The sequence below is a fragment of the Corallococcus sp. RDP092CA genome (assembly GCF_041903675.1).
Classification (GTDB): Bacteria; Myxococcota; Myxococcia; order Myxococcales; family Myxococcaceae; genus Corallococcus.
This window is the reverse complement of the sequence record NZ_JAYESI010000001.1, coordinates 538,748-558,153: the sequence shown is the minus strand read 5'-3', so window position 1 is coordinate 558,153 and position 19,406 is coordinate 538,748. Positions and strand designations below refer to the sequence as shown.

18 protein-coding genes are annotated in these 19,406 nt (G+C 69.6%); 4 read left to right on the top strand and 14 right to left on the bottom strand.

Annotated features, from left to right (window positions below; translation table 11 throughout):
- Positions 1 to 7: 7 nt before the first annotated feature.
- Positions 8 to 976 carry an acetyl-CoA carboxylase carboxyltransferase subunit alpha gene (locus tag U8525_RS02205; protein ID WP_374260439.1) on the bottom strand — a complete coding sequence of 323 codons (969 nt, stop codon included), beginning with the start codon at positions 974 to 976 and terminating at the stop codon, positions 8 to 10.
- Positions 977 to 1,068: 92 nt separating this feature from the next.
- Between U8525_RS02205 and U8525_RS02200 the strand changes: the two genes are divergently transcribed.
- Entirely contained in the window at positions 1,069 to 1,761 is a 693-nt protein-coding gene (locus U8525_RS02200) for a hypothetical protein (RefSeq protein ID WP_374260436.1), read from the top strand.
- 107 nt (positions 1,762 to 1,868) lie between these two features.
- A complete protein-coding gene (locus U8525_RS02195; RefSeq protein ID WP_374260433.1) occupies positions 1,869 to 2,336 on the top strand; it encodes a hypothetical protein in 468 nt (155 codons plus the stop codon).
- Positions 2,337 to 2,357: 21 nt separating this feature from the next.
- On the opposite strand, the gene U8525_RS02190 is transcribed toward U8525_RS02195, so the two are convergent.
- From U8525_RS02190 to U8525_RS02165, 6 genes are all read right to left on the bottom strand, one after another.
- The gene (locus U8525_RS02190; protein ID WP_374260430.1) at positions 2,358 to 4,334 is read right to left on the bottom strand and encodes an ArsA family ATPase; all 1,977 of its coding nucleotides are present in this window, start codon (positions 4,332 to 4,334) and stop codon (positions 2,358 to 2,360) included.
- A 336-nt stretch (positions 4,335 to 4,670) separates the two neighbouring features.
- On the bottom strand, positions 4,671 to 6,110 hold the full coding sequence (nla6, locus tag U8525_RS02185; RefSeq protein ID WP_374260427.1) for an enhancer binding protein Nla6: 1,440 nt from the start codon (positions 6,108 to 6,110) through the stop codon (positions 4,671 to 4,673).
- 72 nt (positions 6,111 to 6,182) lie between these two features.
- Positions 6,183 to 6,845 carry a histidine kinase gene (locus tag U8525_RS02180; RefSeq protein ID WP_374260425.1) on the bottom strand — a complete coding sequence of 221 codons (663 nt, stop codon included), beginning with the start codon at positions 6,843 to 6,845 and terminating at the stop codon, positions 6,183 to 6,185.
- Between the two features lie 255 nt (positions 6,846 to 7,100).
- On the bottom strand, positions 7,101 to 7,559 hold the full coding sequence (locus U8525_RS02175) for a cytidine/deoxycytidylate deaminase family protein (RefSeq protein WP_374260423.1): 459 nt from the start codon (positions 7,557 to 7,559) through the stop codon (positions 7,101 to 7,103).
- A gap of 83 nt (positions 7,560 to 7,642) precedes the next feature.
- Positions 7,643 to 8,533, bottom strand: a complete 891-nt coding sequence (locus U8525_RS02170; protein WP_374260420.1) for a S1C family serine protease — start codon at positions 8,531 to 8,533, stop codon at positions 7,643 to 7,645.
- A gap of 145 nt (positions 8,534 to 8,678) precedes the next feature.
- Complete coding sequence (locus U8525_RS02165) at positions 8,679 to 10,934, bottom strand: PrkA family serine protein kinase (protein ID WP_374260418.1); 2,256 nt, start codon at positions 10,932 to 10,934, stop codon at positions 8,679 to 8,681.
- A gap of 341 nt (positions 10,935 to 11,275) precedes the next feature.
- On the opposite strand from U8525_RS02165, the gene U8525_RS02160 reads away from it, so the two are divergent.
- On the top strand, positions 11,276 to 12,796 hold the full coding sequence (locus U8525_RS02160) for an Hsp70 family protein (RefSeq protein ID WP_374260416.1): 1,521 nt from the start codon (positions 11,276 to 11,278) through the stop codon (positions 12,794 to 12,796).
- A gap of 81 nt (positions 12,797 to 12,877) precedes the next feature.
- Here U8525_RS02160 and clpX read toward each other — a convergent pair whose 3' ends face one another.
- The 3 genes from clpX to U8525_RS02145 form a co-directional block, all read right to left on the bottom strand.
- Positions 12,878 to 14,155, bottom strand: coding sequence for an ATP-dependent Clp protease ATP-binding subunit ClpX (gene clpX, locus U8525_RS02155; RefSeq protein WP_374260413.1), 1,278 nt, complete (start codon positions 14,153 to 14,155; stop codon positions 12,878 to 12,880).
- A gap of 224 nt (positions 14,156 to 14,379) precedes the next feature.
- Positions 14,380 to 15,018 (bottom strand): hypothetical protein, encoded by a 639-nt coding sequence (locus U8525_RS02150; RefSeq protein WP_374260410.1) that lies wholly within the window; start codon positions 15,016 to 15,018, stop codon positions 14,380 to 14,382.
- Positions 15,019 to 15,063: 45 nt separating this feature from the next.
- Positions 15,064 to 15,915, bottom strand: a complete 852-nt coding sequence (locus U8525_RS02145; protein WP_374260407.1) for an AgmX/PglI C-terminal domain-containing protein — start codon at positions 15,913 to 15,915, stop codon at positions 15,064 to 15,066.
- Positions 15,916 to 16,012: 97 nt separating this feature from the next.
- Here U8525_RS02145 and U8525_RS02140 point away from each other — a divergent pair, with 97 nt between their 5' ends.
- Positions 16,013 to 16,873, top strand: coding sequence for a tRNA pseudouridine(38-40) synthase TruA (locus U8525_RS02140; RefSeq protein WP_374260405.1), 861 nt, complete (start codon positions 16,013 to 16,015; stop codon positions 16,871 to 16,873).
- A gap of 9 nt (positions 16,874 to 16,882) precedes the next feature.
- On the opposite strand, the gene U8525_RS02135 is transcribed toward U8525_RS02140, so the two are convergent.
- The 4 genes from U8525_RS02135 to cysC all read right to left on the bottom strand — a co-directional run bounded on the left by U8525_RS02135 (position 16,883) and on the right by cysC (position 19,398).
- Positions 16,883 to 17,047: a ribbon-helix-helix domain-containing protein gene (locus U8525_RS02135; RefSeq protein WP_120563010.1), complete on the bottom strand. Its 165-nt coding sequence runs from the start codon at positions 17,045 to 17,047 to the stop codon at positions 16,883 to 16,885.
- Positions 17,048 to 17,110: 63 nt separating this feature from the next.
- On the bottom strand, positions 17,111 to 17,650 hold the full coding sequence (locus tag U8525_RS02130) for a hypothetical protein (protein WP_374260401.1): 540 nt from the start codon (positions 17,648 to 17,650) through the stop codon (positions 17,111 to 17,113).
- On the bottom strand, positions 17,647 to 18,537 hold the full coding sequence (gene larE, locus U8525_RS02125) for an ATP-dependent sacrificial sulfur transferase LarE (RefSeq protein ID WP_374260399.1): 891 nt from the start codon (positions 18,535 to 18,537) through the stop codon (positions 17,647 to 17,649). The genes U8525_RS02130 and larE overlap by 4 nt, the downstream gene beginning before the upstream one ends.
- A 90-nt stretch (positions 18,538 to 18,627) precedes the next feature.
- Entirely contained in the window at positions 18,628 to 19,398 is a 771-nt protein-coding gene (cysC, locus tag U8525_RS02120) for an adenylyl-sulfate kinase (RefSeq protein ID WP_374260396.1), read from the bottom strand.
- Positions 19,399 to 19,406: the final 8 nt, after the last annotated feature.

The window sequence follows — 19,406 nt, the reverse complement described above, 5'->3', positions numbered from 1 at the left end:
GGATCCTCTACTTGCCGGAGAACATGCCGAGGGCGCGGAACTTGTCGTAGCGGTCGCGCACCAGCGCGTCCGGCTTCAGCTCCGCCAGCTGGCCCAGGTGCTTGCGCAGCGCCTTGCCCAGCGCCTCCGCGGCCTTGGACGGATCGCGGTGCGCGCCGCCCGGAGGCTCCGGGATCACCTCGTCGATGATCTTCGCCTCCAGCAGGTCCTGCGCCGTGGGGCGCATCGCGTCCGCGGCCTTGTCCGCCTTGGTCGCGTCGCGGAAGAGGATGGAGGCGCAGCCCTCCGGGGAGATGACGGAGTAGACGCTGTTCTGGAACATCAGCACGCGGTTGCCCACGCCGATGGCCAGCGCGCCGCCGGAGCCGCCCTCGCCCACCACGGTGGAGATGATGGGCACGCGCAGCCGGCTCATGACCTCCAGGTTCACGGCGATGGCCTCCGCCTGGCCGCGCTCCTCCGCGCCGATGCCCGGGTACGCGCCCGGCGTGTCAACGAAGGTGAGGATGGGCTTCTCCATCCGCTCGGCCAGCTCCATCAGCCGGCGCGCCTTGCGGTAGCCCTCCGGGCGCGGCATGCCGAAGTTGCGCGCCATGTTCTCCTTGGTGTTGCGCCCCTTCTGATGGCCGATGAGCATCACCGTCTTGCCGTCGAAGCGCGCGAAGCCCCCGACGATGGACGGGTCCTCGCCGAAGTGCCGGTCGCCGCACATCTCGAAGAAGTCCGTGAAGAGGTGCTGGACGTAGTCCAGGAAGTACGGGCGCGCGTTGTGCCGCGACAGCTGCACCACCTGCCAGCGGGACAGGTCGCTGAAGATCTCCGACTGGAGCTTCTTCGCCTTCTTCTCCAGCTTGGAGATCTCCGAGGAGAAGTCCACGGAGCCACTGGTGGAGAGGGCCTTCAGCTCCTCGATCTTCTTTTCCAGCTCGATGAGCGGGCGCTCGAAGTCGAGCGCGTAGCCAATGCCGGTTGCCATGGCGCCGAACTAGCACCAGGGTTCAGGCCAATCAACGCGCAAGCGGTTACGCACCCCTGGAATGTCCTGGGGGACCGCCCGTCTGGTGAAACATGGTCCTTGCCCTGTCCCTGCTGGCCGTGACGCTGTCCGCCGCTCCCGCCGCGCCCCCTTCCGGCCGGGCCCTCAACACGCAGGGGTTCCGCCTCTACCAGTCCGGCCGCTACGCGCAGGCCCTGGAGAAGTTCCAGGAGGCGGCCCGGGCCGCGCCGGACTACGCCCTGGCGCACTACAACGCCGCCGCCACCCTGGGCGTCCTGCGCAAGCAGGGCAAGGTGTGCGAGTACAGCGCCCACCGCGACGTCATCGTGGAGAAGCTGGCCACCGCCGTGCGCCTGGACCCGCGCCGCCTCCAGCGGGCGAAGGAGGACCGGGACCTGGACGTCATCCGGGACACGCTCGGGTGGCAGAAGCTGCTGGGCCGCACCCCCGAAAAGGAGTCCGACGTGCCAGCCCTCCTGCGCGCGGTGTCCTGGTACGGCCCCGGCGTGGGCGTCTACGGCACCACCCGGGCCCTGAGGTTCCAGGACGGGGGCCGCGTGGAGCTCTGGAAGAAGGACGTGGACGACTCGGGCACGCCCCACGAGTCCCGGCTCCCCGGCACGTACACCGTCCAGGGCCGCACGGTGGAGGTGAAGCTCCCCGGGAGCGCGCCCGTCACCGGTACCCTGGGAGAGGGCGGCGCCCTCACCTTCCCGGAGCCCCTGGGCGCCTTCACTGACAGTCCGTCCGAGTGCGACGCCTGACGTGAAGTGACGACCCGTTCACGCCAACACACCCCGAGGGGCGCCGCCCTGGCGCGCCTGCCCGCCGGTGCCCACCTTCCGCTCGGGAGCGGAACGGGGGGAAAGCAGTGCACCGACTCAACGCCAGACACTGGGGGCTCGTCGCATTGATCGCGGTCGCCCCCTTCGTCCTCGCCTTCATGCTGGGAGCCACCGCGCCCCAGTTGCTGGAGCCGGTGCTCGGCACCCCGGTGGGCGGCCTGAGCTGGGGGCTGGCCACGGTGCTCGGGCTCCTGGGAGGCGCCCTCTTCGCGCGCATCCTCGCGGCCCTGCAGCGCCCGCGCATCCAGGCCTCCCCGGTGCTGCGCGTGCTGGGCACGGTGGGCGGCGCCAGCGTGGCGGTGACCCTGTGCATCGTGCCGGCGGTGGCGCTGATGCTCATGGGGCCGGGCTGGGTGCTCCAACAGCACCTGTCCGCGCCGGAGGCCCCGACGGTGCGCTCGCTCAAGGCGAGCGCCCTGAACCTGCTGGGCCAGGCGCGCCGGGCCTATCCGCACCGGCTACCCCTGTCCCTGTTCGTGCCGGGCCCCCACTAGGAGCGCCCGACCCCGGCGGCGTCAGGCCGCCTTGATCTTCGCCGGCGGCGCGGACAGCGCGTACCAGGCGGTGCGGAACGCCTTCAGCTCGCGCAGCCCCGCGGGGTGACGGCCCAGCGCGGGCGCCATCGTCACCGGCAGGCCCATCTTCTTCTCCATGGCCTTGGCCGCGTTCAGCTCCAGCTTGCGGCGGTTCTCGCACTTCTCGCAGGTGGACTTGGGGCCCACGCGGTTGACGAGCACCCGCTCCACCTGGAGCTTGCGCTCCTTGAGGTACTCCACCAGCCGCTCCGTGCGGGACGCGGCCAGGTCCTCGCCGCGCGTGACGACCACGAAGCGAGACTCGCTGGGGGACGCCAGCGCGTCCTCGAAGCGCTTCACGTGCTTGAGCATCGCCGCCAGGTCATCTGCCAGCTCGCCCAGGCCCCTGGCGCGGTGCTTGTTGAGGATGCCGTGCAGCGCGCCCAGCCACGCCTTCGCGGTGTCCGCCAGCTCCACCACGCGGACGTTCATCACCTGCGGCGACGAGTCCACCACGATGCGCTTGAAGCGCTCCTGCACCAGCGCGTCCGTCAGCACGGACATGGCCGCCAGCTCGTCGATGCCCGGGGGCGCGCACTCCAGCAGGTTGCGCAGGTAGAGCAGGTCCGCCGGCACGTCGTTGCCCGCCTTGGGCGCGCCCTCGAAGGCCTTCTCCGCCTTCTCCTTCAGCCGCTTGCGCAGGGCGTTGAACCAGCCCGCCATGTCCAGTTCGCGCGCGTACAGGCCCTTGGTGCCCTTCACCTGCGTCTCGGTGTCGGTGAGGCGGCTCTGGAGCACGTCCGACAGCGAGTGCGCGGGGTCCGTGGAGATGAGGAGCACCGGCCCCTCCTTCTCCGTCAGCGTCACCGCCGCGGCGGCCGCGCAGGAGGACTTGCCCACCCCGCCCTGCCCCACGAAGAAGATGAGCCGCGTGGGCGGCAGCGGCGGCGCCGCGATGGGCGGCATGGACGGGGCGCGCACCAGCGCCGGAGGCCCTTCCGCCGCGCTGAACTCCAGCGCCTTGGTCTCCTTGCCCGCCGCCCACTCCCTGGCGAACTCCTTCAGCCCGTCCAGCCCGCGGGGCGCCACCTCGCGGCGGCCCAGGAGGTTCACGGGCACGTTCTTGTCCAGCGCCTGGTACTTGCGCACGTGCGGCGCCTGCAGGCCGCGGCGGCCCTGGCAGGCGGGGCACCCCTCGTGGTCCTCCACCTGGTTGACCACCACCTCCGTCACCGGCAGCCCGCGCTCGCGCAGCTGGGTGAAGTACATGCGCGTCTGCGACTCCGGCACCGGCTCCGCCAGCGCCACCAGGTGGAAGGCCGTGCGCACCGGATCCTTCAGCAGCGCCAGCAGCTTCTCCGCCTTCTGGCCCACCTGCTCCAGGAAGCCACCGGCGGCCTCCGCCGCCGCGGCGGCCGCCTTCTTGCCCTTGCCGCTGGGGGCCGGGGCGGCGCGGTCCTGGCCCACCTTCACGAAGCCGAGGAACTTGCGCAGCTGCGCCGGCAGGTCGAACAGGCGCAGCGTGTGGCTGGTGGGCGACGTGTCCACCACGATGCGATCGAAGTCCCCCGACTCCAGCAGGTCCACCACGTGGAAGAGGGCCACCAGCTCCTCCAGCCCCGGCACCGCCTGCTGGTAGAGCTTGCCCAGCTCCTCGTCCGACAGGTGCGTGCCCTTCACCGCCGCCTTCGCCAGCGCCGGCAGGTACTCCGCCAGGAACGGCTTGAGCAGCGCGGGCGGGTTCAGCTCCGCCCCGAAGAGGCCACCCTCGCCCTTGCCCGCCTGGAGCTTGGTGGGCTTCGCCGGCAGCTTCTTCTTCACCAGGTCCGACAGGGACTGGACCGGATCCAACGAGACGACCAACACCCGGTGCTTGGGGGATTCCTCGGAGAGCCTCACCGCGTACGCTGCCGCGAGCGTGGTCTTGCCGACCCCGCCCTTGCCGCCGAAGAAGTGAAGAACTCGCGCGTCGCTCATTGCGTTGTGGCCTTCCTTGTGCCCCCCCGGCGGCACCCCAGATGACTCACGTCGGACGACCGCGCCCGTGGGGCGGAAGTGGCCCGAAGTGAGACGTCCCAGCCGGGCCCTCACCAACGGGTGGGAGAGGCCCGGAGGATCCCCCGTCCAGGGGGGAAAAGTCAAGGATTGACAGGGGTTTTCGAGACCTCCCCCGCCCGCTTAAGCCGGCCTGGGGAGCCCCCATGCGCGCCCTCCAGGAGCCCCGCCAAGGGCCCGGAATCCGGGCGTTCTCGCCTACCTATCAGGTCAGCGCCCGGCCCCCGCCGGCCCGCCGGCCTCCGGGGCCCGGGCGGATCAGCGGGTCAGGAAGCTGCTGGCCCCCATGGGGCCCTCATTGCCCTGCCCGCCCAGGGGGCCGCCCCCGCTCGGGGTGCCCTGGGCGCGGCTCTCCGCCGCGTAGCGGTTGAGCTTGTTGTAGAGCGTCTTCTCGCTCACCCCCAGCACCTCCGCCGTGCGGGCCTTGTTGTTCCCGTTCCGCTGGAGGCTGCCCAGGATGTACTCGCGCTCCACGGCGTCCAGGCTCAGGCCGAACGGCAGCTTGAACGTGTGGCGCTCCGGGGACTTGCCGGCCATGTCCGGCGGCAGGTGCTCGCGGGTGATCAGCTCCCCGTCGCAGAGGATCACGGCGCGCTCCACGGCGTTGCGCAGCTCGCGGATGTTGCCCGGCCAGTCGTAGTTCTTCAGCACCTCCATGGCGTCCGGGTGCACGCCGGAGACGCGCTTGGCCGAGTCCCCGCGGAACTTGTCCACGAAGTGCTGGACCAGGATGGGCACGTCGTCCCGGCGCTCCCGCAGGGGCGGCAGGTGGAGCTGGAACACGTTGAGGCGGAAGTAGAGGTCCTCGCGGAAGCGCTGGTTCTTGATCTCCTGCTTCAGGTCGCGGTTCGTGGCGGACAGCACGCGCACGTCCACCTCGATCTCAACCTTGCCGCCCAGGCGGCGCAGGCGGCCCTCCTCCAGCACGCGCAGCAGCTTGGCCTGCAGGTCGATGGGGATCTCCCCCAGCTCGTCCAGGAAGAGCGTGCCGCCGTGGGCCATCTCGAAGACGCCCGGGCGGCGCTGATCCGCGCCGGTGAAGGCGCCGCGCTCGTGGCCGAACAGCTCGGATTCGATCAGCGTCGCGGGGATGGACGCGCAGTTGATGGCGATGAAGGGCTTGTCGCGGCGCAGGGACAGGTTGTGCACCGTGCGGGCGACCACCTCCTTGCCCGTGCCGGACTCGCCGCTGATGGAGACGCTGGCCTTGGAGGGGGCCACCTTCTCGATCATCTCGATGACCTTGCGCATCGCGGTGGAGCCGGCGATGAGGTCCGTGGAGCCCAGCTGCTTGAGGCGCCGGCGCAGCGTCTGCACCTCGCGCATCGTCTCCTTCTTCTCCAGCGCGCGGTCGATGCAGACCTTGAGCCGCGCCGTGTCCAGCGGCTTCACGATGAAGTCGTAGGCGCCCTCGCGGATGGACTCGACGGCGGTGTCGATGGTGCCGCGGCCGGTGAGGAACACCACCGGGCAGTCCGGGAGCTCTTCACGCAGGTTGCGCAAGAGCCAGAGGCCATCCGTCTCCGGCATGGCGAGGTCCGACAGGACGACGTCGGGCCGGAACTCACCGGCCTTGCGGAGGGCGTCATGCCCGTCGAACGCGGTCTCGACCTTGTGCCCCCAGGCGGACAGCATCTCCGCCAGGGCCTCGCAGGTCTCACGTTCGTCATCCACGGCCAGGATTCGTGCGCTGCCCAAGGTGAAAACCTCCACTGCGATGAAGCGTGATGAAACCGGATGGAAGACCGTCCGCGCCCTGATGGGGGAAGCTCAGGCGCGCGGGAACACCAGGCGGCACGTCCCCGCCTGCACGATGAATTCGATGCCCAGCTGAGCCGCGCGGAGCGTCAGCGCGGTCACGGTGTCCCTCGCCTGCTCGGGCGCGGAGGAGCCGTCCACCACCTCCAGCACCGCCGAGGGCCCCTCGCCGCGCACCGAGACGACCACGGTGCTGCCGGGCTCCGCGCGCTGGAAGGCGCGCATCAGCACCTGCACCAGGAAGAAGCCCAGCTCGGTGGTGTCCTCGAGCCGGGCATGCACGTCCGGGTCGATGGCGCGCTGGATCTGGAGACGGCGCCGGCGGCTCTCGTGGCCCAGCACGTCCAGGGCCTTGCCGGTGGCGTCCGACAGCGGCGCGTCCCCGGAGGGGCCCGCCCCGCGAAACACGATGAAGTCGGAGAAGAGCTTGAGCAGGCTGTCCACGCGGGCGATCTGCTCGCGCATCGCCTTGAGGTTCTTCTCCTGCGCGGCCGGGACCTGGCCGGACTCACCCTTGAGCTTCTCGGTGAGGACCTCGAGATGGATGGCCAGCGCGTTGAGCGGGTTGCGCACGTCGTGCAGCAGGCTGTCCATCAAGGGCGGAACCGCGTCGTAGCGGGCCGCGCCCACCACCGGGTCCGACACATCCTGGACAGAAGGCACACTGCTGGCCATGGCTGATGAGATAACCACCTGAAACTCCTGGGAATTTCCGTCTCCCCACCCCCGCCGCCGCCCTACCGGAGCCAGGATTTAGGGAGCACCCCTGGGATCGTCAACCCTGGGTCGGTAATTCTTGCCGGAGTTCTAAAATTCCCGTGTCGGAACGGCCACTTAGGGGCGCTCCCAAGTGTCATTCAACGAACGGGGAGCCCACCCTGGGCGATCAACGCGTCCAGGGATTGACCACCCCCGGACAGCGCGCCGCGCTCAGGTCCCGGTGGCGGGCGCCGGGGGCTGCGCGGCGGCGCCCAGGCCCACGAGCTGGAGGCCCAGGCGGGCGGCGTACTCGAAGATGCGCGGGTCCCGGTAGAACTCGCCGAAGACGATGCGGGTGCAGCCGCTGTTGGCGATCAGCTTGAAGCACGGCCAGCACGGGCTGGCGGTGGTGTAGATGGTCGCCCCGTCGATGGCGACGCCGTTCTTCGCCGCCTGGATGATGGCGTTGGCCTCCGCGTGGACCGTGGCCACGCAGTGGCCGTTCTCCATCATGTGGCCCACCTCGTCGCAGTGGGGCAGGCCGCGGATGGCGCCGTTGTAGCCGGTGGAGAGGATGGTCTTGTCCCGCACCAGCACCGCGCCCACGTGCTTGCGATCACAGGTGGCGCGGGTGGCCACCTGCTGGGCGATGTCCATGAAGTACTGATCCCAATTGCCCCGAGCGGCCATGCGGCTCAACCCTCCAGAGGATGAGCCGCAGCTCTAACGCCGGACGCGGGCCGGAACCACTTCCTGGCCAGGCCGCTGTCGGCTCAACGACTCGCCGTCTTCTGCGGCCCCGCACCGTCCACGTCAGCGGAGCGCTCCAGCAGCCTGCCGAAGCCCTTCGCCTGGAGGAAGCCGCGCACCTTGGCGCTGGGCGCGGCGAACGTCTCGCCGGGCATGGGCACGTCGAAGCTGAAGTTCTGGGACGCGACCTCGAAGTCCACCTTCGCGGTGCGGTAGCCCTCCACGATGGCCAGGAGCCGCCCCGTCTCCAGGCTGAAGATGCCGCCGCCGGACGCGCCGTACCCGATGGGCGCGTCCGTCTTCAGCATGCGCGGGTGCTTCGTCTGCTGATCCCACTCCACCTGGGACACCATGCCGCCGGAGATGGACAGCGCGCGGCCGTACGGGGACGCCGCCACCACCACGTCCTCGCCCGGCTCCGGCTCGTCGTCGGAGGCCAGGTCCGCCACGGGCCACGTCACGCCCGTCACGCGCAGGAGCGCCAGGTCCAGGTCCGGCACCTGGCCCGTGGCCACGACCTCCGCCAGGTACTCGTGCGACTCCGCGCGCCGGTCCAGCACCACCTTGAGCACGGGGTCCTTCAGGTCGCCCGGCTCCACCGCGTGCGCGTTGGTGAGCACGTAGCTGACGGGCCCGGACTCGCCGGCCTCCGTGCCGATGACGACGCCCGACGCCGCGCGGCGCACCTTGCCGGCCTCCGTCGTCACCAGCCGCACGTTGAGCGGGAGGATGCGCCGCACCATCGCCTTGCGCGTGGGCCGGGGCGCGGGCTCGGGGCGGGACAGCGCCCGCTCCACCTGCACGGGAGCCTGGGCGTGCGTCGCGCCCGGCGCGTCCGCCGGGGACTGCGACGGGGCGCTGGCGCACGACACGAGGGCCCACAGGAGGGGGGTGCCCAACAGCAACCGGTTCATCAACGCTCCAGGCGCGAAGAGGGGGAGGGACGAAAAGACGACGACCGGGGCGAAACCCGGTCCGCGGTCCCATCATCCCGAGCCCCGGCCCGGAATTGAAAGCAGGCGGGCAGGCACCGGCCCCCCGGATGCCTGCCTCCCCCGCTCAGGTGTAGCGCTGTCGCATCAGGAACAGGATGGCGTCCTTCGCGCAGAACTCGCAGTAGCCGTAGCGCGCCGCCATCGTCTTGAGCGTGTCCTGCACCTGGGCCTGCTCGCGCGCGGTGAGCTGGTTGCGGTCCTCGGAGAGGTACTTGAGGACGTTCTCCTTGTTCTTGCGCAGCACGCGCTTGCGCTCCTCGAAGTAGTGGTCGCGCAGGCGCTTGAACATGTCCGGGAAGATGCGCGGGTAGTCGATGACGCCGTCCGGGTTGTCCAGCCGGTGCGCGCCGATGCTCGCGATGAGGCCGCGGCGGAAGTCCGCGGGGGCCTCGCCCTGCGGCATCACGATGGCCTCCACCTCCGCCATGCGCGCCTCGTCCGGCTTCTCCATCTCCCCCGTCACGCGGTTGCGCATCTTCTCCCCGCGCACCCAGTGGCTGACGCTCTGGATGTAGCGCTCCACCAGCTCGCGGTACTGGCCCTCGGACACCAGGCCCATGGAGTCGCGCACCTCGGAGTCCACGCGGTCCAGGTACTCGCCCTCCACCACGCGCACGAAGGTCTCGTGGTCGTGGTAGCCGTCCATCACCTCCTGGAGGAGGAACTCGTAGACGCTCTTGTCCTTGCAGAGCGCGTGCAGCTCCTCCAGCACCGCCAGCGCGTGGAGGCACTTGTAGTCCGGGTTCTGCGCGGCGTTGAAGAGGGCCGTCTTGATCTCCCGCGCGCTCGCGCCGGAGCGCCCCTCGTAGTTGGGGTACGCGTCGGACTCCTCGTACATCTCCTCGCGCAGCTTGAGCAGCTCCTTGGTGTTCGCCGAGGACAGCCGCGCGGGCACCCCCGCCTCCTGGTACAGGTGCAGCTTCTCCACCGGGGCCACCTGGTCCACCAGCGGCTTCACGTTGACGGGGTAGCGGTCCGGGAGGGGCTTCTTCAGGCGCGTGAGCACCGCCCACATCGCGGCCACCTCCGTGGCGTGCGGCGCCACGTGCTTGCCCACGGACGTCGCGGTGATCTGCGCGTCGTAGATCTCCTGCTCGACCTTGTAGCGGCGCAGGTACGGCACGCGCACCAGCTCGATGCGGCCCTTGAACGACGCGAAGTCCGGCAGCTCCTTGAACGCGTTCAGGTGCTTCTCGTTGGAGGACGCGATGAGCACCTCGTCCAGTTGGAGCACGAAGGGCTCCAGGGGCACCTCGCCCGTCTCGCTGAAGCCCAGCAGGTACTTGAAGGCCTCCAGCGGGCGCTTGAGCAGGTCCGCGTACTCGATGAGGCCGCGGTTGGCGTGCACCAGCGGGCCGTGCGGCTCGAAGAGCACCGTGCTGTGCAGCGCGGCCGGCATGTTGAGCTGGGTGCGGTCCGCGCTGATCTGCTGCGCGATGGCGTCCACGCTCATCTGCGGCTCCACCGTCACCGTGCCCACCTGGTAGCGGCGCGACACGTAGAAGCGCTCCACCTGCACGTGCCGCAGGACCTTGAGGTAGTCCCCACCGTACGAGTTGAGCAGCGCGGTGTAGATGCGGCGGCACTTGGCGCACAGCTCGCCTTCGCGCACGTAGTCGGACAGGAGGAAGTCCCCCGTCGCCCCGTCGCCGTTGCCCAGCCCCTTCTTCTTGAGCGCCCCCTCCAGGAGGCCCTTGCGCTCCGCCGGGGGCACCGCGAACAGCGGGTGGTCTCGCAGCTCGCAGGGCAGCCGCAGGTCCAGGGCCTCCGCGTCCAGGTGGGCGTACGAGGTGAGCTCGCCCTCCGTGGACTGCGCGCCCGCGCGCTCGCCGAAGCCGATGGAGCCCTTGATGAGCTTCTCCGAGGGGAACACCCACGCGATGCGGTAGAGCGCCCCCTGCGGCTGGCGCGAGTAGTCCTCCATGCCCTGCTTCAGCGCGTTGACCAGGCTGGACTTCGCGCTGCCGTTGGGGCCGTGCAGCATGATGAGCTTGTTGATGCGGCCGGCCCTCACGAAGTTGCCCAGGATGCGGTAGAGGGCGTTCTGCACCTCCTCCTGCCCGGCGACGCGGCCGTCGCGCTCGGCGGACGGGGCGTCGAAGACCTTGAAGCGCCGGATGGTGCCCGTGGGGTGCGGCACCTGCTCCGTGCCGTAGTGGTCCATCATGTCCCGCAGGTACTGCGCCGCGTTGCGCGACTGCCCCTTCGGGTCCGCGAAGAAGAGCGTCAGGTACTCCTCGAAGGACAGGATGGACCGGTTCTTGACGAAGTCGGCGCTGACCTGTGCGCCCACCTCCTGCAGATAGCCCTTCGCTTCCACGGCGGCTCCCCTCTGTGGGTGGGTGAATCTCTCGGATGTAGCCACGGCGCGTGGCCGTCGCATGAACCCCGGGGGATGACCTTCGTTCCCGGCCGTTGGGATGTAAAGCGAGGGGCCCTGCCCCCGGGGACGGTGTGTTCGGGGCCGCGCGCTTGGCCGCCGGCCGGGTCCCACCCGGCCAGGCGGGCGGGACGGAGCGGAAGGTCCAGGCGCGCTGGAAGTTTGAGGGCGTCCGTCGGATGACGGATGGTTTGCGATTCGCGCCCCCGGGACGGGTGAGATACGGTCCCGGACGGCCACACCCCATCACGCCGCAACGCCTCACCCGGAGCTCACACGCGATGCATAAGGAGCCCATCATCGGCATCGACCTCGGCACGACGAACTCGTGCGCGGCGATCGTCGAGGACAGCGGGAACGTCAAGCTCATCCCCTACAAGGGTGGCGAGTACACCATCCCCTCCATCTTCGCCATCGATGACAAGGGCAACGAGCTCATCGGCTTCGAGGCGAAGCGCCAGTGGCAGCTCAACCCGCGCAACACCGTCTACGGCTCCAAGCGCCTCGTCGGGGTCAACTTCAGCAGCGACGTCGTCGGCACGATGAAGAAGGCCGTGGCGTACAACATGCGCGCCGGCGCCAGGAACGACGTCACCCTGGACGTCGGCAAGAAGGAGTTCTCCCTCCAGGAGATCAGCGCGAAGATCCTCGGGAAGATCCGGGATGTCGCCTCCAACTACCTGAAGACGCCCATCAAGCGCGCGGTGGTGACGGTGCCCGCGTACTTCAACGACCGGCAGCGCCAGTCGGTGAAGGACGCCGGCAAGCTCATCGACCTGGAGGTGGTGCGCATCATCAACGAGCCCACCGCGGCGGCGCTCGCCTACGGCGTGGGCAAGACGCTGAAGGAGAAGGTCGTCATCTACGACCTGGGCGGCGGCACCTTCGACGTCTCCATCATCGAAATCCGCGACCGCGTCTTCGAGGTGAAGGCCACCGGCGGCGACGTGTTCCTGGGCGGCATCGACTTCGACAACGCCATCATCCACCACGTCCTCAAGGACTTCGCGGCCAAGACGGGCATCGACCTGGCCACGGACCCGGTGGCCATGCAGCGCATCAAGGACCTGGCGGAGCGGACCAAGATCGACCTGTCCGCGCGCGAGGAGGTGCCCTTCAACATCCCCTTCATCACGATGACGGCGCAGGGCCAGCCCCTGAACATCGAGATGAAGTTCACGCGCAAGATGCTGGAGCAGCTGACGAACCAGCTGGTGGACCGCACCCTCCAGATGGTGGCGCGCGTGCTGGTGGACTCCGGCCTGTCCACCAAGGACATCGACGAGGTCATGCTGGTGGGCGGCCAGACGCGCATGCCCGTCGTGCAGGACCGGCTCACGAAGTTCTTCGGCAAGCCGCCCAGCAAGGGCGTGCACCCGGACGAGGCGGTGGCCATTGGCGCGGCGCTCTACGCGCACTCGCTCGAGGACAACACCAACCTGCGCATCCAGCTGCTGGACGTGATCCCCATGGCCATTGGCCTGGAGCGCGGCGACGGCGGCTTCCACGTCGTCTTCCCGCGCAACGCGTCCATCCCCAACGCCAAGCAGCTCCTGGCCACGACGAGCTTCGACAACCAGACCGAGCTCGCCATGCGCATCTACCAGGGCGACCACGACACGGTGGCGCGCAATGACCTGCTGGGTGAGTTCACCTTCTCCGGCATCATGCCCGCCAAGGCCGGCACGGTGAACGTGGAGATCATCTTCGACGTGAGCGTGGAGGGCATCCTCACCATGCGCGCGAAGGACCCCGCCTCCGGCCGCGAGATGAAGACCACGGTGCGCGTCACGCAGAGCTGAGGGCGCCGGAAACACCACGGCGCCCCTGCCTGCCATGAGGCGAGGGGCGCCGGTTGGAATACCGACCGTCTGGGGGAAACCTCAGGCGGTCTTCTTTTCCTTCTCCATGACGATCTGCGGGGGCTCGTGCTTGGTGATCACCTGCTCGGTGATCTTGCACTCCTTGACGCCCTCGCGGAACGGCACGTCGTACATGATCTCCAGCATGGCGTCCTCCATGATGGCGCGCAGGCCGCGCGCTCCGGAGTGACGGCGCATCGCCTCGCGGGCGATGGCGCGCAGCGCTTCCTTGGTGAAGGTGAGCTTCACCTTCTCGATCTCGAACATCTTCTGGTACTGCTTCACCAGGGCGTTCTTGGGGATCGTGAGGATGGTGACGAGGTCATCCTCCTTCAGGTCGTTGAGCGTCGCGATCATCGGCAGGCGGCCGATGAACTCCGGGATCATCCCGAACTTCATCAGGTCCTCCGGCTCCGTCATCGCCAGGAGCTCACCCACGCTGCGCTCCTCCTTGTGGGTGATCTTCGCGCCGAAGCCCAGGCCCTTCTCCCCCACGCGGCGCTTGATCACGCCGTCGATGCCGTGGAAGGCACCGCCGCAGATGAAGAGGATGTTCGTCGTGTCGACCTGGACGTACTCCTGCTGGTTGTACTTCTTGCCGCCGCGCGGGGTGACGTTGGCGCGGGTGCCTTCGATGATCTTCAGCAGGGCCTGCTGCACGCCCTCGCCGCCCACGTCGCGGGTGGCGCTGGGCATGTCGCCCTTGCGGGCAATCTTGTCGATCTCGTCGATGTAGACGATGCCGCGCGCGGCCTTCTCCACGTCGTAGTCGGCGTTGTGGAGGAGGTTCTGGATGATGTTCTCCACGTCCTCGCCCACGTAGCCGGCCTCGGTGAGGCTGGTGGCGTCCGCGATGGTGAAGGGGACGTTGAGGAAGCGCGCCAGGGACTGCGCGAGCAGCGTCTTGCCGGAGCCCGTGGGGCCGATGAGCAGGATGTTGCTCTTCTGCAGCTCCACGTCCTCGCCGCTGGGGTTCTTCACGCCGGGGCGCGGCCGGGAGGTCGGCTTCTTCTGATAGATGCGCTTGTAGTGGTTGTAGACCGCGACCGAGAGGACCTTCTTCGCCTGGTCCTGACCGATGACGTAGTCGTCGAGGAACGCCTTGATCTCCAGCGGCGTGGGCAGGCTGACCTGCGGCTTGCCCTCCTCGCGTTCGTTCTCGTCCGCGATGATGTCGTTACACAGCTTGATGCACTCGTCGCAGATGTAGACCGTGGGTCCGGCGATGAGCTTCCGGACCTCGCGCTGCGACTTGCCGCAGAACGAGCAGGACAGGTTGACGTGGTGCTCCTTCTTCACTGCCGCCTCCGAGTTCGCCGGCCCCGGTTCGGGACCTTCTCCGCCGACCACCGCACTCCGACACCCGCGAAGCCGCCCACGTCTTTACGACGGCTCCAGGCCCACGTGCGACAGGCCCTGAACCCACTATAGGGCCCTCCCCTCCGGGCAGGAAGCCCGGTGGAAGCGCCCTGCTCCAGGAGCGTTCAGCCCAGGTCAACGGGTCGGTCTTGGATAACAGCGACTCAGGCGTCCGTCACGCTCGACGCGATCTCTTCGACATCGTCCGCCAGGGCGGCCGCCCGCTCGGCGACAGCGTTGGGGATTCGACGGCTTCCCGCCAGCTCGGAAGCGAGCTTTCGCGCCATCTGCGCCAGTTTCCGCACCTGGAGGCTCTCCGGGGGCGGCTCCGGCGGGGGGCGGGGGAAGCGCTCGGCGAACTCCTTCTTCAGCTCCGCGGGAGACTTCTCCGGGCTCCAGATGCTGTCGCGCAGGGACTTGTATTCCGTGGGGGACAGCTGCCCCCGCTCCTCGGCGTCGGCCAGGACTTCCACCACCTCGAAGGCGGGGGCCTTCTCCGGGAACTCCTGCTGCTGGAGCTCCTCCGGGGCCTCGTGCTTGGCCAGGAAGCTGAACGAGCGCGTGAGCTTCAGCGCGGTCTGCTTCTTGATGTGCAGCTCCTTGAGGCAGTAGGCCTCGAAGGAGGCGTGGCCCCACTCCTCGTATTTGGCCTCGTCCCGGACCTGGACGAGCAGCTTGCCCAGCTCCGCCCAGGTGGACTTGAAGCGCTTGGCGGCGAGCAGGACGGTGTGGCGGAACGTCCCCGGGGGGACGCTCAGGGCCTTCTTGGCGATCTCGACTTCGGCGACGGATGCGGCGGACATGCCCTTTCTATCGGGCACGTCCGGAGGGTGGGCAAGAAAGTCGCCCTACCCTCGCTTGCCGATGTTGAACGAGAGCCCCACGGTGGCGCGCTCGCCGTCGTAGGCCTTGAAGGGCCACTTCTTCAGCTCCGCGAGCAGGCACTCGTAGAGCGGGCCCTGCTTGAACTGGGGGTTGTCCACCCAGAGCTTCGCCACGCGGCCGTCGTTCCCGATGACGAACTCCATGGGGATCTTCGCGGCCAGGCCGGGCGTGCGCTCGGCCTCTTCCTTGAAGCAGTGGAAGAGCTTGGACTGGTTGCCCGCGACGACGCGGTTGATGGCGCCCTGGTCGAACTGCTGGGCCATCTCCAGGCCGTCCGGGTCCGTGGAGACGCTGCCCGTGCGAGGCGGCCGGTTGCCCACCGCGGCGCTGGCCACCGCGCCGCCGCTCTTCCCGCTGGCGCTGCCCTGCCCCGCGGGGCGATCCGGGCGGCGCGGGTCGTTGGTCGGGTAGGCGAAGAGGTCCTCGTCGTCCGCGCGCGCCTGGGCCAGGCGGATGGTGGGCGGGTCCATGGTGATGCCGTCGCCCTCCTCCGTCGCGCCGAACAGGCCGTACACGGCGGCGTTGCGCGCCAGGTACCAGCCGGTGACGCCCAGGAGGAGCGCCACGCCCGCGGCGACGCCGGCCAGCACCTTCACCCGCTTCTGGTTGCGCGCCTGCTCGACGAGCATCGTCTGCGCGACGCGGCCCTGCGCCTCGAAGCGGGCGATGTGCACCTGGAAGGCGGCGGTGTCCCGGAGGTTGCGGAACTCCCGCTCACCGGCCGGGGCCACCAGGCTGTCCGGGGTCAGCTCCCCTGTGTAGAGCTTCTCCACCACCTGTGAAGCGGTGATGGGCCCCAGCACCAGGTCGCCCATTCGGAAAAGCCACTGCCCATCACTGTCCACCGCGAGTTCTTGTCCGGCCAGCATTCGCGCGGGAGTATCGTGTTTCTCCCCACAATCTCGCAACGCCGTGGCCAGGCCCTCTTCCCGACGAATTCCCGCCGTACTGTGGACTTGGTATCGCGGCGGAAACTTCCGCGGCTTCCAACGCCAGGTGGAGGGCCCCACGGTCCAGGACGCGCTCGAAGGCGCGCTCGGGCGGGCAGGCTCGCCGGCGACGGTGATGCCCTCCGGGCGCACCGACCGGGGCGTGCACGCGCGGATGCAGGTCATCAGCCTGCGCCTCCCCGAGGACGTGCCGCCGGAGGCGCTGCCCGCGCGCCTGGCCCCGCACCTGCCCCCGGACGTGGGGCTGTGCGTCGCGAGGCGGCCGCCAGGGGCCTTCCACGCGCAGTGGAGCGCGAGCGGCAAGGAGTACCGCTACCACCTGACGCTGGGCGCGCCGCCTCCGGAGGCGTGGCGCCCCTACGCCCTGGACGTGGCGGCGGAAGCGGCGCTCCAGCCGGGGCACCGGGTGACGCCGGAGCGGCTGGAGGCGCTGCTCGCCCGCGCCGTGGGCACGCGGGACTTCACCGCGTTCCACGAGCGCTCCAGCCCCCAGAAGCCGCGCACCCTCCAGACCGCCACCCTGCGGGAGCTGGGCGGAGGCCTGTTCGAGGTGCGGCTGGAAGGAGCTGGCTTCGCGCGCTACCAGGTGCGGTACCTGGTGGGCAGCGCGCTGAAGGTGGCCGCGGGGCTCCTGTCCGAGGAGCAGTGGCGCGCGGCGCTGGATGCGGGCGCGGCCCTGGCCGGCTTCAAGGCCCCGGCGCATGGGCTGGTGCTGTGGGAGGTCCGCTATCCTTCCGCGGTGGACCCCTTCGGGCCCGACGAGCGCCTCCACCCGCCCGGTCTGCCCGACGCGCCGCCCTTCACGGGAGCGCCGCCGGGCTGACGTGACGCTTCAGTCCACGAAGCGCGCTTCGTACTTCGCCAGCAGGTCCGAGATGGCCTCCCGGAGGTACTCGCTCTGGCGGATGCGCGTGGAGCGCGACAGCTCCTTCAGGGCATCCAGCTTCTCGCGATTGAGACGAAACACGACCGAGGTGAGGCGGGGATTCATGTCCAAGTGCGTGGCCTCCGACAGATGCCCACACCATCTCACAATGTCGGACAACCTCAAGAAAACAACCTACGAGGCCGAACCCACCGGGATGATCCACTGCAACCCGGTGAAGAGCTCGGTGTCCGCGCGCAGTCCGGAGCCGAACCCGAAGGTGAACCCGAGCCCGCCGTACAGCGCGAAATGATCCGAGAGGGTGTGTCTGGCGCCGAACCCTATGCGAGGCCCCAGCCACGGCCCAGAAATCGGACGCACGGAGACGCCGAGATCAAAGAAGGTCCGCCAGGACTCGGATCCGAAGACGCTGCGGTAGCCGGTGATCAGCGCCAGCTCCTCGCCAGGGCGGCCGGTGCTGCCGCGCGCGAGGAGGAACACCTCGTCCCCCTCGTAGCCCACGGTGAGCGCCGCCCCCAGGTCCAGGTGCCCGGCGAGCCCGGACACGGCGGCGTCCCCGCTGATCCGCTCGGTGTACGTGGCCCCGGGCCCCACCGTGAGGATCAGCGAGCGCCGGCGCGCGTAGGGCCCGTCGTCCACGAACTCCGCCGCGGCGGCGGGGGCGGCCGAGGCGAGGCTCCCCGCGATCAGGAGGGCAGCGGGGAGGCCCTTCACCCCACCACCGGGAGCTTGAAGCCCTCGGTCCGCCCCTGCGCGGGGGCGATGCCGGCGGCCTCGTTGAGGCGGCCGGAGCGGAAGGGCTCCAGGTCCAGGGCCACGAACTTGAAGCCCAGGGACTTGAAGGCGCCGTTGATCCGCTCGCGGATGCCGGCCTCGAAGAAGCGGGGGTACTCCTCGCTGGCCAGCTCGATGCGCGCCACGTCCTGGTGGTAGCGCACGCGGAACTGCTTGAAGTCCAGCGCGCGCAGCTCCGACTCCGCGGCGGCGATCTGCAGGAGCCGGTCGCGCGTCACGGACGTGCCGTAGGGGATGCGCGACGCCAGGCACGCCATCTGCGGCTTGTCCCAGGTGGGCAGCCCCCGCTTGCGGCTCCACGCGCGGATCTCATCCTTGGTGAGCCCGGCCTGCGCCAGGGGAGACACCACCTGGTGCTCCTTCGCGGCCTTGTGGCCCGGGCGGTGATCCTTGAAGTCGTCCGCGTTGAAGCCGTCCAGCACCACGGCCAGCCCCAGCTCCGCGCGCTTCGCCTCGCAGAGGTCGTACAGCTCCGTCTTGCAGAAGTAGCAGCGGTTGGTGGGGTTGGCGGCGTAGCTGGGGTTCGCCAGCTCGTTGCTGGAGACGACGACGTGCCGGGCGCCCAGGCGGGCCGCCAGCTCTCGGGCCTCGCGCTCCTCCTCCGGGGCCACGGACGCGGACAGCGCGGTGAGCGCCAGGGCGCGCTCGCCCAGCACCTCCACCGCGACCTGGAGGACGAAGGTGGAGTCCACCCCGCCGGAGAACGCCACCAGCGCGCTGCCGTGGGCGCGAAGGGCGTCGCGCATCGCCTCCAGCTTGGGGCGGGACGCTTCACAGAGGGCTTCGATCCGCTCGGGGCTCAGCATGGGGGACTCCTAAAACGGAAGGGCCCCGGATTGCACGCGCATCGCGCGCGCAACCTGGAGCCCTTCGACGGTCCGGACGGCGGTGGGGACCTAGCGGCCCTTGCCCTTGGCGGCCTTCTTCTTGGCGGCCGGGGCCGGCTTGCCCACGCGGGCGGCGCGGGTGGCCGGACGCGCCTTGGCGCCCTTGGAGCCCTTGTCCGCCTTGGGGGCCTTCGCGGCCTTCGCGGCGGCGACGCGGGCCGGCGGGGCCTCCTCGTCGCGGCGGGCCTTCTTCGTCGGCAGCGGGTTGGCCTTCATCTTCTTGCCGGTGATGATCTTCAGCTCGTCCGTCGACATCAGGCCCAGGTCCAGCAGGGCCTGGAAGATCTTCGTCCCGCCCTCCTCCACCGACTCCGTGTCGGAGTAGATGGTCACCTCGGGCGAGGTGGGCGGCTCGTACGGCTCCGTGATGCCGATGAAGTTCGGGATCTCCCCGTTGAGCGCCTTCTTGTAGCGGCCGGTGGTGTCGCGCTCGATGAGCTTCTCCGTGGGGCAGTCCACGTAGACCTCCACGTACTTGCCCACCGAGCGGCGCACCTCCTCGCGGCTCGACTTGTAGGGGCTCACGCAGGGGACGAGCACCGCCACGCCGTTGCGGGCCATGAGGCCGGCGACGAAGCCCAGGCGGCGCACCACCATGTTGCGCTCGTCCTTGGTGTCGCCCACGCCGGCCCACAGGTCGTTCTGGAGTTCGCCCTCGTCGAGGACCTCCACGTTACGTCCGACCTGGCGGAGCCGGGCCGCGATGTAGGCGGCCGTCGTGGTCTTCCCGGTTCCGGACATGCCGGTCAGCCAGAGGGTGAATCCAGTGTTGGTGGCCATAAGGGTTC

Excerpts from the sequence above, each read along its gene's own strand:
- U8525_RS02205 (WP_374260439.1), bottom strand. The coding sequence starts at position 976 with ATGGCAACCGGCATTGGCTACGCGCTCGACTTCGAGCGCCCGCTCATC.
- U8525_RS02200 (WP_374260436.1), top strand. The coding sequence starts at position 1,069 with ATGGTCCTTGCCCTGTCCCTGCTGGCCGTGACGCTGTCCGCCGCTCCC.
- U8525_RS02190 (WP_374260430.1), bottom strand. The coding sequence starts at position 4,334 with ATGAGCGACGCGCGAGTTCTTCACTTCTTCGGCGGCAAGGGCGGGGTC.
- U8525_RS02180 (WP_374260425.1), bottom strand. The coding sequence starts at position 6,845 with ATGGCCAGCAGTGTGCCTTCTGTCCAGGATGTGTCGGACCCGGTGGTG.
- U8525_RS02175 (WP_374260423.1), bottom strand. The coding sequence starts at position 7,559 with ATGGCCGCTCGGGGCAATTGGGATCAGTACTTCATGGACATCGCCCAG.
- U8525_RS02170 (WP_374260420.1), bottom strand. The coding sequence starts at position 8,533 with ATGAACCGGTTGCTGTTGGGCACCCCCCTCCTGTGGGCCCTCGTGTCG.
- U8525_RS02160 (WP_374260416.1), top strand. The coding sequence starts at position 11,276 with ATGCATAAGGAGCCCATCATCGGCATCGACCTCGGCACGACGAACTCG.
- U8525_RS02150 (WP_374260410.1), bottom strand. The coding sequence starts at position 15,018 with ATGTCCGCCGCATCCGTCGCCGAAGTCGAGATCGCCAAGAAGGCCCTG.
- U8525_RS02145 (WP_374260407.1), bottom strand. The coding sequence starts at position 15,915 with ATGGGCGACCTGGTGCTGGGGCCCATCACCGCTTCACAGGTGGTGGAG.
- larE (WP_374260399.1), bottom strand. The coding sequence starts at position 18,537 with ATGCTGAGCCCCGAGCGGATCGAAGCCCTCTGTGAAGCGTCCCGCCCC.
- cysC (WP_374260396.1), bottom strand. The coding sequence starts at position 19,398 with ATGGCCACCAACACTGGATTCACCCTCTGGCTGACCGGCATGTCCGGA.